Raw genomic sequence first — 16606 nt, 5'->3', positions numbered from 1 at the left:
TGGCACCTCCGCTGAGCAGAAGGCCGGGAGGACCCTCACGGCATGAGCAGGCCGTCCATCATCGTGTGCAGGTGCGCGCGGAAGCTCTCAACGGCCTCCGGGTCTTCGAGACTGTCCGGTGCGCCGGGGCGGCACTTGGCCGTTCCCGAGCCCAAGTACCCGAGAATGGTCCAGATCAGGGTCCCGATGACGTAGTAGGGGTCGACTCCCGGCCGGACCTCGTCGGTGATCATGTCGACGGCGACACGCAACATGGGACACAGGTAACTGTCTTCCATCTCGGTGATGTCCGCCGCGTCCGACAGCCAGCGCTGCAGCCACAGAGTGCGGTTCTCCCGATGCGCCAGGTAGAAGTCCAGGTAGCCGTCGACCATCTGGTGGACTGCCGTCCGTCCCCGGACGCCGCTCTCGGCCAGCGATTCCAGCATGGCCTGCTCCACCTCGTACGCCCGGCGCATGACATCCAAGTACAGCCCGCGCTTGTCGCCCGCGACCTCGCGGAGAGTTGACGCATCAGTCCCGGCGGCCTCAGCGATCATGTGCAGCGATGTCACGTCATAGCCGAGTTCACCGAAGAGCCTTGCCGCGATGTCCGTGATTTGCCGGTGAGTCGTGACATTGACCATAGAGTCACGATACGTAGCCTGCGTTCATGGGGAACACTTGCCAGGTAAGGAATGAGCCAAGGTTGGCCAGGTCCGCTTACACCCGGCTGACCTGCCACGCTCCCATTGCGTCGGGGCCCACGCCGATCGTGGTCGCGCTCTTCCCGCAGGCGTCGCCGGGACACTGCAAGCGATCTCGGGCCGCCGCCGGTCACCCTCTGTCGGGGTCAATATCAGGTCAAATGACGCCGGCGCCGAGGACCCGGGCGTTCCCCAGCCCGTACTCCCAGGTCACCTGGCGGTCGACGGGCGTGGCCTTCCCCTTTCGATCGTGTTGAGGCCAGGCGACATCAACGACTGCACCGCCTTGCCCGCCTCCTGGCGGCGATCGTGCTGTCACCGCCCTGCCCTGGCTCAACGCATGATCCACCGGAGAAGCCCCAGCGCCCGGGCCCGGTGCTAGTCGTGGGAGGAGAGGAGGGTGACGGGGGGTGGTCTGGTCGCGGCGAGGGTGGCGCAGATGCTGGTGATGCCGGTGACGGCGTAGGCCGTCACCGTGATGCCCGCGAGGAGCGTCCAGGGGACGGCGACCAGGGGGCGGCCGGTGGCGTGGAGCGAGGCGGCGAGCATGCCGGACAGGGCCCCGGCTGCCACGGCACAGCCGAGGACCAGGCCGATGGAGGTGACCGCCCATGACTCGATCAGGGCGGCGCGGACGACCTGGGGGCGGGTCAGGCCGGTGACGCGGGCGGTGGCGAACTCCGCACGGCGCTCGGTGCCGGCGATGAGGACGGCGTTGATGACCGCGACCGCGGCGTAGCCGCCGGCCATGCCCATCAGGACGGCCAGGATGCCGATGTTGCCGCGCTGCTGGACGGCGATCCTGTCGTCGGCCCACTGGTCGATGGTCTGGACCTTGCCGAGCCGGGCGGCGCCGATGGCGGCGCGGACGGTGGTGGTGCTCGCCCCGGGCGCGATCTGCACCACGGTGTGGGTCTTCGCCTCGGCCAGCGCGGCGGCCGGGATCAGGTCGCGGGGGACCAGGAAGGTCTCCGAGTAGTTCTCCAGTGTTTCGCGGAGCGCGGCGACGACCTTCAGCCGGACCCGGTGGCCGCCGATCTCGGCGGTGACGGTCGAGCCGAGCCGGATTCCCTCGCCGGCCATGCCGGGACCGAGCGCGATCGTGCGGCCGTGGAGCCGGGCCAGCGAACCCGCGCGCAACCGCAGGTGGTGGGTGCGCCGGTAGGACGCGGCGTCGATCGCGATGATGCCCGCGTAGTGGGTGCGGCGCCAGGAGCGGCCCTCCTCGTGGTGCCGGACGGTCACGCTCATGGGGACGGGCAGTTCGGGTGATGCGGCGGCCACGCCCGGCATGGTCGCGACCTTGTCGGCCGCCGCGGCGCCGGGTGAGGTCACCACCAGGTCACCGGCGACGAGACGGCGTTGTTCCTCGCCCGTCAGCAGCGCGAGCGATCCGAGCGTGCCGCTGAGGCCGAGCAGGAGGGCCACCAGGACGATGAGCGGGGCGGCGGTGGACGCGCTGCGCCGGACACCGTCGCGGAGGTTGGCCTGGGCCAGGTCGCCGAGGGGCCCGGCCCTCAGGAGGACGCCGAGGGCCCGGCCGGCGAGGGGCACCGCGAGCGGGCTGAGGGCGCTGAGCGCGATCGCGCCGGTGATGGAGATGCCGAGCGCCATCATCATCGCGCCGAGCAGTTCGGCCGACTGGGCGAGCGTCACCATCCACACCGTGAGCGCGAGCGCGGTCAGACCGGACAGCCAGCGCGCCGGGGTCATCACCCGGGCGGCGCCGCCGGTCTCGCGCAGGGCCTCCAGCGGACGGACGCTCGCGGCCCGGCGGGCCGCGGTGAGCACCCCGGCGAGCGACACCCCGATGCCCACGCAGAACGAGGCCGCCAGGACGCCGGAGTCCCAGACCGGGGCGAAACCGCCGGGCAGGAACCCGAGGGCGATCAGCAGCCGGGCCTGCGCCCAGGCCGCGGGCAGCCCGGCCAGGACGCCGAGGGCGGCGCCGAGGAGGCCGAGCAGGACGGCCTCGGCCAGCAGGAGCAGGACGAGCTGGCGGCGGCCGCCGCCGACGATCCGGAGCAGCGCGAGGTCGCGGCGCCGCTGCGCCACGGTGAAGGCGAAGGTGGAGCTGACGATGAAGACGGTGAGGAAGGCGGACAGCAGGACCGTCATGCCGAGCAGCGTCGCGGCGCCCGCGTAGCCCTCCTGGAGCTCCTCGCGTGCCCGCCCCGTGGTGCCGGGCGGGATCGGGGCGCGGTCGGTGGCGACCATCACCAGCAGCGAGGACTGGACGATCGCGACACCGAGCGCGACGGCGACGATGGCGCCGGCGAAGAGCCGCCAGCGGTCGCGGAAGGTGCTCAGGGCGAGAGTCAGCACGGGGCCGCCTCCAGTGTCGCGAGCCGCTCGGCGACCTCGCGGGCGGAGGGGCGGACGAGCCGGTCGACGAGCCGCCCGTCGGACAGGAACACCACGGCGTCGGCCCACGCCGCGGCGGCCGGGTCGTGGGTGACCATCGCGATGCTCTGCCCGTCCCGGTCGACCATCTCGCGCAGCAGCGCGAGCACGGTGCGGGCGGACGCCGAGTCGAGCGCGCCGGTCGGTTCGTCGGCGAACAGGACGGCGGGCCGGGTGACCATGGCCCGCGCGATGGCCACGCGCTGCTGCTGGCCGCCGGACAGCTCGCGCGGGCGGTGCCGCAACCGGTCGCCGAGGCCGACGGCGGCCAGCACGGCGCGGACGTCGGCGCGGGCGACGCGGGTGCGCGCGAGCCTCAGCGGCAGGGCGACGTTCTGCTCGGCGGTGAGCGAGCCGATCAGGTTGAAGTTCTGGAAGACGAACCCCATGGTGCGGCGGCGCAGGTCGGTGAGGACCCGGTCGGGCGCGCCGGTGACCTCTCGCCCGGCGAGGAAGACGCGGCCGCCGGTCACCCGGTCGAGCCCGGCGGCGCAGTGCAGCAGGGTGGACTTCCCCGACCCGGACGGGCCCATCACGGCCGTCCAGGAGCCGGCGGGAAAGGCCAGGCTGACGCCGTCGAGCGCACGGACCCGAGCGTTCCCCAGCCCGTACTCCCGGGTCACGTCGCGCAGTTCCGCCGCGATCGCCGCTGTGATGGTCACGTTCGCCCCCTCGCTCGATCCGCCTCATCACGACATCACGCGGGGTGTGGTCGTGGCATCACGGCTGGCCACCATTCAGAGGTATGGCCAGGCATACCGTGCGGCTACGCGTTCTTGGCTAGCGTTGGCCGCATGCCCGTCTCCGCGCCGCACTCCGTCCTGGAGGCGGCCGGACGTCGTCGTTTTCTGGTGACGGCGTGGCCGTGGCGCGGCGCGGCCTACCTGGTGACGACTCCGATTCCGGCGCTCGCCGCCGCCGTCCCCTTCGGGTTGTTCGTACTTCCGTGGGCCGCCGCGCTGTCTTCACGGCATCCGGTCAGCGCACGACTGCTGCTCGTTGCGCTGGGCGCCTTGCTCTTGGCGGGGCTGGGTCCGCTCATCGCCGCGCCCCTCGCCGAGGTGGAACGGCGACGGCTGACTTTGGTCGACACCCGTCCTCTCGCTTCTGCACGTTCACACGGAGCACGTTCACACGGAGCACGTTCACACGGAGCACGTTCACATGGGGCGTGGTCGGGCGTCCGCTACGGCGAAGCCGCCCTATGGCGGGAGATGGTGTACGCCTGCCTGCTGGTGACCGTGGCGCCCATCCTGTACGGGGCTCTGCTGATGGTCGTCCTCCTGGACATCGGTCTCGTGCTCAGCCCGTTGCTGGCCCGGGACGGGTCCCCGGTGGCGCTCGGTCTGGTGGAGGTCTCCAACCCCGGTGAGGCCGTCCCCTACACACTGGCCGGCCTTGCGCTCTGCTGTGCCCTCCCCTACCTGGCGGCACTCCTGGCAGGCGCCCACGGAGCGGTCGCACGTGCCCTGCTCGGACACGGGTCCGGCGAACGGCTACGCGCGGAACTGGTCGAGGTCGCGCGCTCCCGGGCGAGACTGGTGGACGCGTTCGAGGCGGAACGCCGACGCATCGAACGCGACCTGCACGACGGCGCGCAGCAGCGGCTCATCGGGCTCACCCTGCAACTCGGTCTCGCGCGCATGGACCTCCCCTCCGGCTCAGCGGCCGGACGCAGCGTGGCCAACGCCCATGAGGAGGCCAAGCTCCTCATGGACGAGCTGAGGGAACTCATTCGCGGCATCCATCCGCGCGTGCTCACCGATCGCGGTCTCGCCGCCGCACTGGGCGAACTGGCCGACCGCTCCCCGGTGGCGGTGGACGTCCGCGCCGATCTGCCCGGACGGCTGCCCGCGCATGAGGAGGGCACCGCCTACTTCGTGGCGGCAGAGGCCCTGGCCAACGTGGCCAAGCACAGCGGTGCGGGGCGAGCGTCGGTGTCCGCACACGTGGACGACGACGTCCTCGTGGTGGAAATCGAGGACGACGGGCACGGCGGCGCCGATCCGGCGCGCGGGACCGGGTTGACCGGTCTGGCCGACAGGGTGGCGGTGATAGACGGGAGAATGCTGCTGTCCAGCCCGGCCGGAGGGCCGACACTCCTACGTGTGGAGCTTCCGTGCAGCCGACCATCCGAGTAGTCCTCGCCGAGGACGGCGTGCTTCTCCGGGCCGGGCTCGCCGAACTCCTGGCGAGGTTCGGGTTCGAGGTGTTGGCGGCGGTCGAGGACGCCGACGCGCTCCGGGCGGCGGTCGCCGAGCATTCTCCCGACCTGGTCGTGACCGACATCCGGATGCCGCCGGACTACAGCGACGAGGGCTTGCGCGCCGCCGTGGAGCTGCGCAAGGTCAGGCCGGACCTGGCCGTCGTGGCGCTCAGCCAGTATGTGGAGCTGAGCTATGCGGCGGACCTGCTCGACTCCAACGGAGGCGTCCGGGTCGGGTATCTCCTGAAGGATCGCGTGGTGGACGTCGAGGAGTTCGTGTCCGCTCTCCGGAAGGTCACCGAAGGGGGAACGGTCGTGGATCCCACGGTCGTCCGCCAGCTCTTGCGCCGTAGCAAGGATCCGCTCTCAAGGTTGTCGGCGCGGGAACTGGAGGTCTTGGCCCTCATCGCCGAAGGCCACTCGAACGCGGCGATCGCCCGCCAGCTCGTCGTCGCGGAGGTGACCGTCGGCAAGCACGTCGGCAACATCCTCGCCAAGCTCGACCTTCATCTGACCGAGGACAAGCACCGGCGCGTACTCGCCGTTCTCACCTACCTCCGCAGCCGCGCCGCCTGACGTTTCATTCAGCGAAAAGAGGAGGTGGCCCGCCTGTCCGGCGGCGGCCTAGAGTAACCGGGGAAATCCCCAGTTGCCTGACGGGAGAACCATGCCCCGGGCCGACGCGCGCCGCAACCGCGAACTCCTCCTGGCCGCCGCCAGGGCCGTCTTCGGCGAGCGCGGGCCGAGTGCCCCCCTCGACGAGATCGCCCGGAGGGCGGGTGTCGGCAACGCGACGATGTACCGGCATTTCCCAACCCGCCGTGAACTCCTCATCGCGGTCTACGCGGACGAGGTCACGGCGCTCACCGCCGAGGGGCGGGACCTGCTCGCCAAGGACCCCGCCGCCGACGCGCTCTTCATCTGGATTCGCACGTTCATCGCCCACATCGCAACGAAACGGGATCTGGCTCAGGCCATCCCCGAGGGTGAACGCACCGCACTGTTCAACGAGTGGCACACCACGATGCGCAGCACCATGTCCGCGCTTCTCACACGTGCCCAGAAAGCCGGGGAGGTCCGCCCCGATGTCATCGAAGCGGACCTCGTGACCCTGGCCAACGGGATCGCCCTAGCCGGAGCGGACCCCGATCAGATCGACCGGCTCATCCATCTGGTGCGACAGGGCGCCGACGTTTCCTGACCTGGCCTCGCGTCACTGCGGCGGCTGGGTTCCCCACTGCGTCCACGCGGCCAGCCTGTCGAACGCCGTCAGGAAGTCGGACTGCATCGGCCGGACGAGTCCTGGGAAGGCGGCCGCGAGCCCGTCCGTGTGGCTGCCGCCGGGCACACGGTAGTAGCGGTGCAGCGATCCCCGCCCGGCCCGGCGCACCAGTTCGTCGTACACGTCACCGTTCTTGCTGATCGGCGTCAACACGTCCAGCGTGCCCTGGATGCTGATGAGCGGCCGTCCGATACGCCCCGTGAGGGAGACACGCTTCACCGCCTTCTGCACCGCACGTGGGCGCGACCGGAGGTCGTAGTCGGTGTCGCATCCGGCGCCTGTCCCCTCTGGGCAGAAGGGCGTCCCGGCTTCGCCGTCGCCGTCGTAGGACGGGTCGAGTTCCTCACGCACGACCCGCTGGAAGAAGTCCCACTGGTTCTTGTAGTGGTAGTCCCAGAGCGGCTCCGAACCTGCCGGGTATCCGGCGGCGAGCATCTCCTCATGTGCTCCCGCCTTGCCCGCCTTGTACCGGGGGTACGCGCGAAGCGCCGGGGGAAGCGTGGTCAACAGGCTCGTCCCCGTCGGCGCGAACGTCAGGGCGTTCCAGTCGACCCCACCGGTGTAGAGCTGTGGATAGCGCTCCAGCTGGGTGCGGACGAGGTAGCCCCCTGCCGAAAGGCCGGCGGCGTAGGTGTAGCGCGGCGCGCGGCCGTACCGCTGCGCCGCGACGCGCTTGGCCGCGACGGTCAACTGTGCCACGCGCGTGTGCCACTCCTGGATCGCGTCGCCCGGCCTTCGGCCGTCCTTGTAGAGAGTGGCCCCGGTATTGCCCTTGTCCGTGGCCGCGAACGCGTAGCCCTTGGCCAGGACGTGGTCACCGATGATCCGGTCATTGGCGTACTGCTCGCGTAGGCCGGGTGGGCCGCTCACCACGAGCCCGCCGTTCCACCGGTCGGGAAGCCGGATGACGAACTGCGCGTCATGGTTCCACCCGTGCGTCGGGTTGGTGGTGGACGTGTCAGGGAAATAGCCGTCGAGCTGGATCCCGGGCACACCGGACGGGTTGACGGTCCCAGGCGCCTCCAGTCCAGCCCAGTCCGTGGGGTCCGTGTGCCCGCTCGGAACCGTGCCGGCCGTCGTCAGGTCGGACAGGCAGGCCGCGACGGATCGCTCCGCCCCCGGTACGCGAAGCCCCTGTTCTCCGCATCCGGGGTCGGCGGCAGCAGCGGGACTCAGCACCGAGGCAAGCAGGATCGGTACGAGCGCGGTGGTACGCAACGCCATGTCGAACTCCTTCGGTAGACACCACGCAACGTAGAAAGCACCCCTTCCCACCGGTAAGTGAGGACCGGCCAGACCCGCCCTGACCGAACGGCACATGACCTATGGCCAGACCCATCCGACGTCCATAGCCTGCACAGGGCCCTCCCACGTAACCTGCGCGCATGGCCACGACGCGCCCCGTGCCCTGGGTGCCACCCCTCCTCTGCCTCGCGGTACTGCTCGGCGGCGCCTACTACGCCGTCGTGGACGCAGGCCCCTCGATGCGCACGGCCGGATTCGCGGCCTGTGTCCTGCTGGTGATGGGCGTGGAGGCCCTCGACCGGCGCATCCCGCCCGCGGCCCTCCTCGCGGTCCGGACGGCCCTCTACGCGGCGGTCAACGTGCTCGACGTCTCAGGTGTCTCGCGTGTGCTGTTCGTGCTCATTCCCTTCACGGCCTACTTCGCGTTCGGACGGCGCACCGCCGTCGCACTCGGCGCCGGATGCGTCATGGCGATCGTGGGCGCCTACACCGTCTGGGTCCCGGACTGGCAAGTCCGCGCCGCTTACATCTCCGACCTGGTGATGTTCACCCTGGGCATCGTCCTCGCGGTCACCATGGCCGCCGTCGCCGTCCGTGAAGGGGAAGCACGCTTGCGGCTGGAGCGGGCCATGCGTGAAGTGGAGGAACTGTCCGCCGCTCAGGAGCGCAACCGTCTGGCCCGGGAAATCCACGACAGCCTGGGCCATCACCTGACCGCCATCGGCATCCAGTTGGAGAAGGCGACCGCCTTCGCCGAACTCGACCCCGAGGCCGCGCAGGACGCGGTGTCCAACGCCCGCTGGTCAGCCGACCGCGCACTCACCGAAGTGCGGCAGTCCGTGCGCGCGCTCGGCCAAGACCAGTTCCGTCTGTCCAGCGCACTGACCGAGCTGATCGCCCGCCTGAACGACGACCGCCTCTCCGTGACCCTTGAGGTGACCGGCGACGAGGGGGAACGGCCCCAAGCAGCGCTCACCGCCGTCTACAGAGCCGCACAGGAAGCGTTGACCAACGCCTGCCGCCATTCGGGAGCCAGCCGGATCCGCCTCTCCCTGTCCTACGAGGACTCCGGGGCAAGCCTCGTCGTCACCGACGACGGCACGGGATTCGACATGCGGGAAGGGTTCGGCATACGCGGCATGCGAGAACGCATCGGCCGCCTTGGCGGCCGTTTCGAACTCGCGAGTGCGTCCAACGGCACCACGGTCACGGTCACGGTGCCCTGGTGAACGACATCCGGGTGCTGGTGGCGGACGACCAGGAACTCGTCCGCGAAGGAATCGCCTCGCTCCTCAGCCTGCAACCGGGGATCGACGTGGTCGGCACGGCCCGCGACGGGACGGAGGCCGTCGACGCCGCCCCGTCCGCCGACGTCATCCTGATGGACGTGCGCATGCCCGCCATGGACGGCGTCGTGGCCACCGCGGAAGTCCGGCGCAGGACCCCGTCCTGCAGAGTCGTGATGCTCACGACCTTCGACGACGACGATTACGTCGTGCAGGCCCTGCGCGCGGGCGCGTCCGGGTACCTGTTGAAGAACCTGCCCGCGGCGGAGCTCGCCGCGGCGGTGCGGCTCGCCTACTCCGGCGTCACGCAACTCGACTCCACCATCGCCCGCCGCCTGGCCGCCGCACTACCCGGCCCGGGGACCCTCACCCCGCGTGAGACCGACGTCCTGAGACTGATCGCGGCCGGCGCCACCAACAAGGAGATCGCCTCTCGCCTGTACCTGAGCGAGGGGACCGTCAAGAACCACATCTCCCGCATCCTGCAGCGCCTCAACCTGCGCGACCGGACCCAAGCCGCCCTCTACGCCAAGGACCAGGGCCTCCTCTAGCAGCCGCGACACCGCACACGAGCCCTGCACGGAGCCACGGACAACTATTTTTGTCTTGACAATCTAGATTGTCGGTTGCCAGGATGGAGGCATCGACAGAACGGGCGATAAGCCAAGGGAAGGGACGAACCCCATGCGCAAGCTCAAGCTCCAGGTCCAGATCAGCATCGACGGCTACATGGCCGGCCCCAACGGCGAGATGGACTGGATGACCCTCCCCTGGACCGACGACGTCAACGCCTACGTCGCGGCGCTGTGGAAGCCCGTCGACTGCATCGTCCTGGGCCGCAGGCTCGCCGAGGGCTTCATCCCCCACTGGGCGGCCGAGCCCGAGTACGAGACCCGGGAGGCCATCGACATGATGAACAACACGCCGAAGGTCGTCATCTCCACGAGCCTCATCGAGTCCCCCTGGAAGAACACCGTCATCGCCGGTGGCGACCTCACCGAGACCATCAACGAGCTGAAGGCCCGCCCTGGCGGCGACATCATCACCTCCGGTGGCGGCACCCTCGTCCGGGATCTCATCACCAGGGGCCTGGTGGACGAACTCCACCTGTTCGTCAACCCGATCGCGCTCGGCTCCGGAATGCCCGTCTTCCCCAACAACGGTTCCTACGAGCGGCTCCACCTCGTCGCAAGCCGCCAGTTCGAGTGCGGAGTCACCGCCCTGCACCTCAAGCCCCAGCGCTCCTAAAAGAGCGCACGCCCTTTCCCCACCGACAAGGCCAGAAGCCGGCGAGCGATGTGATCTGCGTCCTGAGACCGTGGCCTGCGACTGGCCCTCATGTACGCGCTGGAGCGTCCCGAGCACGTCAGCGCGCTGGTCTATGTGTCCGGGACCGGCGTTCACCAGAACGCGAGCTGGCGTGCCGGCTATGAGCACAACCTTCGGGCGCGTTCGAGAGAGCACCTAGCATGACACCGCACCCACGTAGTGTTCGCGTCCGCATACTGACCGAACGCCAGGGAGCACCGAGGGGCCGATACGCTACGCCGATGCGTCTCCCGTCCAATGAGCTGACCGCCGCCGACCGCGAGCTCATCGAGCACGCGCGGCGGATCGTCGAGGAGCACGGCGACGGGGACGACGGCGTCCACACCATGGGCGCCGCGGTGCGCGCCGCCGACGGACGGATCTACGGGGGCATCAACCTCTTTCACTTCACCGGCGGTCCGTGCGCCGAACTCGTCGCGCTCGGCCACGCCCGCGCGTCCGGCGCCCGCGAACTGACCACGATCGTCGCGGTCGGCGACGGCGGCCGCGGCCCGGTCGGCCCCTGCGGCCGCGACAGGCAGGTTCTCATCGACTATCACCCCGATATCCGCGTCATTCTGCCCACTGCGGAGGGCATCAGGAGCGTGCGCATCAAAGACCTGATGCCGCTCGCCTCCGTGTGGGATCCGGAGCAGGGAACAAGCCCCTACGACGCGGACGCGCTCGATGACTAACCCCATGCCATACCGGCGAACCGGCCCACCGACCACGATTTCTGACTGATTTTCGTTTGGGTCAACTGCGCAGGCCCCATTTGTCCAGGCCGCTGAAGATGAGCGCGGTCCGGCATTTCGGCGCGGCCAGGCACTCGGCTTCTCCCTGGTAGATCGCCACGAGCGAATCCTTGCCTCTCCACCACGTGTCCGCCAAGCCGACGACCTCGGGCACCGGCTCGAAACCGTCGAGATCGATCGAGTGGACCTCGTCCCCCTTGACCCTCGTGACCTTCTCGGCCCACAGCCTGGCGTGGTGGGCCAGCGCGAGGGATTCCACCCACCCCTCCACCGTCCCGTGAAGGGGCACCCATTCGTCATCTCCTCCACAGATGCCGAACTCATCGTTCGGGCCGATGAAGAAACCGTAAGGCACCGCGCTCCGCTGATCTCCCGCCTCGAACCACCAGCCCCCCGACTCATCAGTCTCAGGAACATCGGGAGAGAAGCAGCGCGGACCACCGTCGTAACACGGCGAAGGCGGCAGCGCCAACCCTCCCCAGCGCTCACTGAAAGCCGCCACACGATCGATCTCAGCGGCAGGCACACCTAAGCCCAACCACGTCGTCCGATAATCCTCAACCGGCAGCGAGGCGACACGAATTCCATGCACGCTGATGAAATACCGAGTCCCGCGAGTCAGCCCATCCTCAATGTCACTCTCATACCTTTTCACGCTTCAAGGGTACGCCGTACGCACAGAGGAGGCCAACGAAATTAAGGACGCAGTCCGTTCGCCATCCGATGGCCGCCGACCTTCAAGAATTGGACACGGTCAGGAGCGTGATGGTGACCTCACCCCCCACGCCGATGACGGCCCGATCAAACTCGTGGCCGGTTACCGGGGTCCACGATTGACCGTCCGAGAAGTCACCGTACTCCCATGCCCACGCGGGATAACTGACGTTGGTCCACCACTGCGCCTCTGGCCCCAGGAGCTCTACCACCCGCCCAAGGACGACCTCTGCGTCCTGCGGAGACCATGGCCCAACGGGACTCCCCTCAGACGCAAGGTTCTGGGTGCAAGTGTGCACCAGGAACGGAATCATCTGAGCCTCAGGGACCCGCAGAGGGCGCAAGGCGTCTGCCAGCTCGTCCAACGTTTCAGGGACGCCCGTACCAGGGCCGGCATACTCCCCCAGGTCGAACAGCGGGTGAGAGAGAATCGCAGGGCCCGTCACCGTCCGTAGTGCGATGTACGGGGACCAGGCGCTACTGGTTCGTTCTCATTCGGCCGCGCTGCGGTTGAACCCGTACTCACGTTCGACCCTGGCAACGCGGATGTCGTACGAAGAGTAGAAACGCTCGCGGCCGAGGCGCATCGCGACCTGGTGCTCAGGGTGCAGGCGCCACGCCTTCAGGGACTCCTCGTCGGCCCAGTAGATGACGACTCGTTCCTCGTCCCCTTCGCTGGGCAGTGACTCGCGCCCCAGGCAACCGGGCTGCTCCTGGGACAGCTTCACCATCTCATCGTTCAGCTCGTCATAGCCGTCGAGGTCGTCGGAGAGCGTGGAGGTGATGTAAATGGCGACATAGGGAGGCTGAAGCGGCAACATGGAAACCCCCGTAAGGACCGATATGGCCTGATGCTACTGGACCCCCCACGCATTGCACAGAGCCAACGGCGAGCAGGCATCACGCCGGACGGCCCCACGGGAAAGCCGACCGAGTCGTACCGAGCGCCAGCGGCCCAGGGAGGCAAGCTAGCCCCGACCGGCCGGCGTCGGCCGGTTTCATTACAGGGTCCGCGCTTGGCGGGCACCGCCCCGGCTCTGTGGAGGGTCCGCCCGTACCGCAGGACCATGGTGAGGCATCCCCGCGCGGCGAGCCGGGCAGCGGCCTCCAGGTCGTTGGCGCTTGGGCCGGAAGGTGCAAGCGGCGCCGGCCGACTCCCTTCGATCTGAGACTGTGCAGGTGAGCGAGCGAAGGGCCCCGGGTCGTCAGCCCGGGGCCCCTTCGTCGCGTCCGCTCCCCCGTCCTGCCGGGTCGCCTCCCGGAGTGGCCCCGCAACGGACGCACGACCCCAACACCAGGGCTCACCGGGGGCGATGAACCCACCCGGCAACGCCGAGGTCAGCCTGCGCGGACTCGACGGCCTCAGGTGCAGTCGCTCGATGCGTCTGTCAGCGTCACGCCGATCTTGACCGCTCGCGCTGTGCCTATGCGCGAGGCAGGTTCAGCGCCTCGCCGATCACCTCCGCCGCCTGCTCGGCGGTCGCGCCGATCCGCTCGCCGTGGTCGGGTTCGCCGTACCAGACATAAGCCGAACGGCACCGCGACCACAGGACGTACCGGGGCCCGGCACCCGAGCGGATCAGATACAGCACGCTCCCACCGCCCGGACGGGTGGCATAGACGCCGGAGAACCTCCGCACCAGCAGGGCCGCCAACTCGTCCAGACGCTCGGCAGGTGAAGCGGGCGCGGGGGGATCTGCCGCCTTACCCGTCCCCCCGCGCCCACGCTCGACCTCACTCACCCGCGCCGCCCTGCTCCATCGGCGCGCCCACGGGCGACGCCACCGCGAGACCGCGCATGACCTGACTGGCCGACAGGACCGGCCTGGGGGCGTCCTGGCGTCGGACGTGGCTTGCCCTCCTGTGCCTGCGAAAACGGCGACCCGGCGCCAGTGCTCCCATGGACGCGCCGACCACCCCGCACGCGCCCCCGAACACCACCAGCATCACGGCCATGCGCACCAGTTCCACCAGCGGAATCACGGGCGCCCCAAAGGGCTCAACTCACACGAGATCGAGTACGCCACGGTCGCGGCGTCGTGCACGGGCCCGATGAGCCGGCCACCCTTGACCCAGGCGAACCACGGCTCACCGAACGCCTCCACGGCCGTGATCTCCACGAAGCGCCGCGGCGACCCCAGCCGGATCACGTTCAGCACCGTCTTACCGTCCATCCGCACCACGACCCCGCACGCCAACTCCGGCCGCGCCGACACCGCGCGATCAAGGTCAGTGAGGTACCCGCGCAGCCGCTCAGGATCCGTCTGCCGCGCCGCCGAGCCGAATGCGTCCCCGACCAGAAGCTTGCCCTTGAAGGCGACGATCGTCTCAGGCATGTGCGCGTCATCCGCCGGAGCCATCGGGGCGCCGTCCAGGAAGAACCACAGCCCACCGCCGCACTCGGGGCGGCGGTCGCAGCTCACACTGATGGGCGTGCCGGATGTGCCGGAAACTGCGAGCACCGGCGCGGACTCCGCCACCTCAGCGACGTAGCCGTGGGCCTTCAGCGCCTGTGCCAGGACCCACACGCGTACGCGGCGTACGTCGGTTTCGCTAGGTCCATTCTCTGTCACGGTGATCCCCCAGAGGAGCGGGAGTGCTTACCCGTGACGCTATGGAATCGGTCCAGTTCAGAACAGTGACGCCTTGCCCTCTTCGTTGAGTCGACCGCTCGCGGGTAGGACGCTGCGTCCTACCCGCGTCACACTTCGACGTGAAGCCGTCCGGCAAGCTCTTGTACGGGCGAGTGGCGACGCTTGGAACGCTCAGCGACTTCCCGGACGACATCGCGCGCCAGGGCGTGGTGGCGCATCCAGTCGGGAGCTATGGCCTCCGCCTGAAGTAGCGAGTCGACGGCGGCCGGGATCTTGCGCGTCGCCGCCTGCGCGATCGCAAGATCGATCTTGTATCGCGCCTTCCACGTCGGGCTCACCCAGCCCTCCGCCGGGAGGTCGCGTGCCAGCGACAGTGCGTTGCGGTACTCGCCCAGTTCTACGGCCGCGTTGACAGAGGCGACCACGGCGTTCGTCGGCCCGAACGGGGTCGCATAGATGCTCTGGTCCGCGCCCACTCGTGATGCCGCCATCCGGGCGAGTGACAGGAACTCGTCGGCGCGGTCGGCCTTCTGACCGCGTACGGACGCGCTCGCAGCGCGCAGCATGAGGACGCCCCACACGGCGACCCGGGACGACTGGTCACGAACGAGATCGGGTTCGATCCGGTCAGCGGCGACGACGGCGGCCCGAGCCGCGTCATCAAGCCGCCCCTGCTTGAGCAGCACCCACGACAACCACGACGAGTTCATGGCCTCCAGGAGCTTGTTCCCCGAGGCCCGCGCCGCCTCCTGCGCACGCATCAACCCGATGTAGCCCAGATCTTCCTTGCCGAGCGCGGTCATCATCGTCGCCGCGATCTGGAACGCCTCGGACAGCAGGCCGAACGCCTCCACCTGATCATCACCGCTGGACCCGCGCGCCACCGCTCGCGTCTCAGCGATCAAGCCGGGCAAAAGGCGACCCAACTCCGTGAAGCTGCCATGCAGCCGAACCCGCTCGGCATGGCTCAGCGCACGGCGAAGGTCATCGAGGCTGGGCAACTCTCCCTCCGGCACGTCGGAAGGAAGGCCGGGGAAGTCGTCAAGGGAGGTCAGCGCCTCCCGGATCGCCAGGACCAGACTGGTCGAGTCGTCGCTGCGGACAGTGGACGGCTGGCCCACCAAAACCGACACTTCCACGTCGAGTGCTCGCGCCAAGGCCGTCAGTGTCGCCATGAGCGCGGAGCGCCGCCGTCCCTGTTCAAGCTTCCGGATGACGTCAACACTGACCCCGGAACGCTCCGCAAGTCTCTCCTGCGACAGGCCATGACGCCGACGAAGCCGCGCCAGCCGCTCACCGATCGGGACATCTGGATAAGCATCCACGGCCCCACGGTACGACGGCGCTTCCCCGACCGTCAGCCGACGGGAAGCACAGACCGATACGCGAAATCAGTCACGCCAGACCGGGTTTGAGGGGATCCAGATGGAGGCCGCGCGAGCATAGGTCCATCGCGTGGGCAGCGGAAGGCCACCGTCCGCCTTCGGGAGGGCACCAGTGGCACCGGATGCCCTAAAGGGATCTCCTACTCAGCGGAGGCCACTTCCCTCATCATCTTTTGTCCTCGTCCCGGTCGTGGTGCTCGCGTCCGGTGTCGAAGTACCTGGTGAGGTACTCGCCTGGGTCAAGGGCGCTCGTACGCATCAAGGAGAAGACCTCTGAGCCCTCGCTTATGGGCCCACCAGCGCCGATGAAGTACGCCTGAGCGAAGTCCAAGTACTGCCCGTGAGTGGCCTTCGCGTACTCGCGGGCCTCGCTCTCGGCCTTGGCGATCGCCTCTTGGAAGGAGGACGCACGCCAGACGGTGACCTTCTCTTCGTACAGCCGCTCATCCTCGTTGAGCCAGCGGAAGACGCAGCGGACTCCGTACCAGCCAGATCTTTCCATCTTCGTGGCACTTTCTACTGAGCGAGGCCGGACGGGGCCATGTCCCCCTCATCAAGGGTCAGGAGGACGACGGGCTTGGGCACCTGACGCGGTCGGGAAGCGACGACCGCGTCGATCTGGCACCCCTTGGCCACCCCTCGCAGTCGAGGACGAATGCGCCCGTGCCCGGCCCGGCTCATTCGGCGCCCTCCCGCAACTCGGGCGCCGCCTTGACGGCGTGGAAGAGACCTGCGGCCTCGT

At 69.1% G+C, this 16606-nt stretch carries 18 protein-coding genes; 7 read left to right on the top strand and 11 right to left on the bottom strand.

What is annotated here, in order from left to right; all coding sequences use genetic code 11:
* Positions 1-35: 35 nt before the first annotated feature.
* The 3 genes from E1291_RS09900 to E1291_RS09890 form a co-directional block, all read right to left on the bottom strand.
* Positions 36-626, bottom strand: a complete 591-nt coding sequence (locus E1291_RS09900) for a TetR/AcrR family transcriptional regulator (protein ID WP_131737444.1) — start codon at positions 624-626, stop codon at positions 36-38.
* A 438-nt stretch (positions 627-1064) separates the two neighbouring features.
* Positions 1065-3011, bottom strand: a complete 1947-nt coding sequence (locus tag E1291_RS09895; protein ID WP_131737443.1) for an FtsX-like permease family protein — start codon at positions 3009-3011, stop codon at positions 1065-1067.
* The gene (locus E1291_RS09890) at positions 3005-3745 is read right to left on the bottom strand and encodes an ABC transporter ATP-binding protein (protein ID WP_165495048.1); all 741 of its coding nucleotides are present in this window, start codon (positions 3743-3745) and stop codon (positions 3005-3007) included. The genes E1291_RS09895 and E1291_RS09890 overlap by 7 nt, the downstream gene beginning before the upstream one ends.
* A gap of 138 nt (positions 3746-3883) precedes the next feature.
* Between E1291_RS09890 and E1291_RS09885 the strand changes: the two genes are divergently transcribed.
* The 3 genes from E1291_RS09885 to E1291_RS09875 all read left to right on the top strand — a co-directional run bounded on the left by E1291_RS09885 (position 3884) and on the right by E1291_RS09875 (position 6496).
* On the top strand, positions 3884-5230 hold the full coding sequence (locus tag E1291_RS09885) for a sensor histidine kinase (protein WP_131737442.1): 1347 nt from the start codon (positions 3884-3886) through the stop codon (positions 5228-5230).
* The gene (locus E1291_RS09880; RefSeq protein WP_242614054.1) at positions 5209-5871 is read left to right on the top strand and encodes a LuxR C-terminal-related transcriptional regulator; all 663 of its coding nucleotides are present in this window, start codon (positions 5209-5211) and stop codon (positions 5869-5871) included. The genes E1291_RS09885 and E1291_RS09880 overlap by 22 nt, the downstream gene beginning before the upstream one ends.
* A gap of 91 nt (positions 5872-5962) precedes the next feature.
* Complete coding sequence (locus E1291_RS09875) at positions 5963-6496, top strand: TetR/AcrR family transcriptional regulator (RefSeq protein ID WP_131737441.1); 534 nt, start codon at positions 5963-5965, stop codon at positions 6494-6496.
* Positions 6497-6508: 12 nt separating this feature from the next.
* Here E1291_RS09875 and E1291_RS09870 read toward each other — a convergent pair whose 3' ends face one another.
* Entirely contained in the window at positions 6509-7801 is a 1293-nt protein-coding gene (locus tag E1291_RS09870; protein ID WP_131737440.1) for a tannase/feruloyl esterase family alpha/beta hydrolase, read from the bottom strand.
* 161 nt (positions 7802-7962) lie between these two features.
* Here E1291_RS09870 and E1291_RS09865 point away from each other — a divergent pair, with 161 nt between their 5' ends.
* From E1291_RS09865 to E1291_RS09850, 4 genes are all read left to right on the top strand, one after another.
* Positions 7963-9051, top strand: coding sequence for a sensor histidine kinase (locus tag E1291_RS09865; RefSeq protein WP_131737439.1), 1089 nt, complete (start codon positions 7963-7965; stop codon positions 9049-9051).
* Positions 9048-9659, top strand: coding sequence for a response regulator (locus E1291_RS09860; RefSeq protein WP_131737438.1), 612 nt, complete (start codon positions 9048-9050; stop codon positions 9657-9659). The genes E1291_RS09865 and E1291_RS09860 overlap by 4 nt, the downstream gene beginning before the upstream one ends.
* A gap of 133 nt (positions 9660-9792) precedes the next feature.
* Positions 9793-10356 carry a dihydrofolate reductase family protein gene (locus E1291_RS09855; protein ID WP_131737437.1) on the top strand — a complete coding sequence of 188 codons (564 nt, stop codon included), beginning with the start codon at positions 9793-9795 and terminating at the stop codon, positions 10354-10356.
* Between the two features lie 302 nt (positions 10357-10658).
* Entirely contained in the window at positions 10659-11111 is a 453-nt protein-coding gene (locus E1291_RS09850) for a cytidine deaminase family protein (protein ID WP_131737436.1), read from the top strand.
* Between the two features lie 61 nt (positions 11112-11172).
* Here E1291_RS09850 and E1291_RS09845 read toward each other — a convergent pair whose 3' ends face one another.
* From E1291_RS09845 to E1291_RS09820, 7 genes are all read right to left on the bottom strand, one after another.
* Positions 11173-11826: a hypothetical protein gene (locus E1291_RS09845; RefSeq protein WP_131737435.1), complete on the bottom strand. Its 654-nt coding sequence runs from the start codon at positions 11824-11826 to the stop codon at positions 11173-11175.
* Between the two features lie 550 nt (positions 11827-12376).
* Complete coding sequence (locus E1291_RS09840) at positions 12377-12706, bottom strand: antibiotic biosynthesis monooxygenase family protein (RefSeq protein WP_131737434.1); 330 nt, start codon at positions 12704-12706, stop codon at positions 12377-12379.
* A gap of 603 nt (positions 12707-13309) precedes the next feature.
* Complete coding sequence (locus E1291_RS41890; RefSeq protein ID WP_165495046.1) at positions 13310-13477, bottom strand: hypothetical protein; 168 nt, start codon at positions 13475-13477, stop codon at positions 13310-13312.
* 142 nt (positions 13478-13619) lie between these two features.
* A complete protein-coding gene (locus E1291_RS09835) occupies positions 13620-13868 on the bottom strand; it encodes a hypothetical protein (protein ID WP_131737433.1) in 249 nt (82 codons plus the stop codon).
* Positions 13865-14413, bottom strand: coding sequence for a hypothetical protein (locus E1291_RS43185; protein WP_207400652.1), 549 nt, complete (start codon positions 14411-14413; stop codon positions 13865-13867). The genes E1291_RS09835 and E1291_RS43185 overlap by 4 nt, the downstream gene beginning before the upstream one ends.
* Before the next feature lie 173 nt (positions 14414-14586).
* The gene (locus tag E1291_RS09825; protein ID WP_165495045.1) at positions 14587-15804 is read right to left on the bottom strand and encodes a helix-turn-helix domain-containing protein; all 1218 of its coding nucleotides are present in this window, start codon (positions 15802-15804) and stop codon (positions 14587-14589) included.
* A gap of 226 nt (positions 15805-16030) precedes the next feature.
* Positions 16031-16366 (bottom strand): hypothetical protein, encoded by a 336-nt coding sequence (locus tag E1291_RS09820; protein ID WP_131737431.1) that lies wholly within the window; start codon positions 16364-16366, stop codon positions 16031-16033.
* Positions 16367-16606: the final 240 nt, after the last annotated feature.

This window comes from Actinomadura roseirufa, assembly GCF_900659635.1.
Lineage (GTDB): Bacteria > Actinomycetota > Actinomycetes > Streptosporangiales > Streptosporangiaceae > Spirillospora > Spirillospora roseirufa.
The sequence above is the reverse complement of the archived record's forward strand: the minus strand, read 5'-3'. Positions and strand labels throughout refer to the sequence as shown.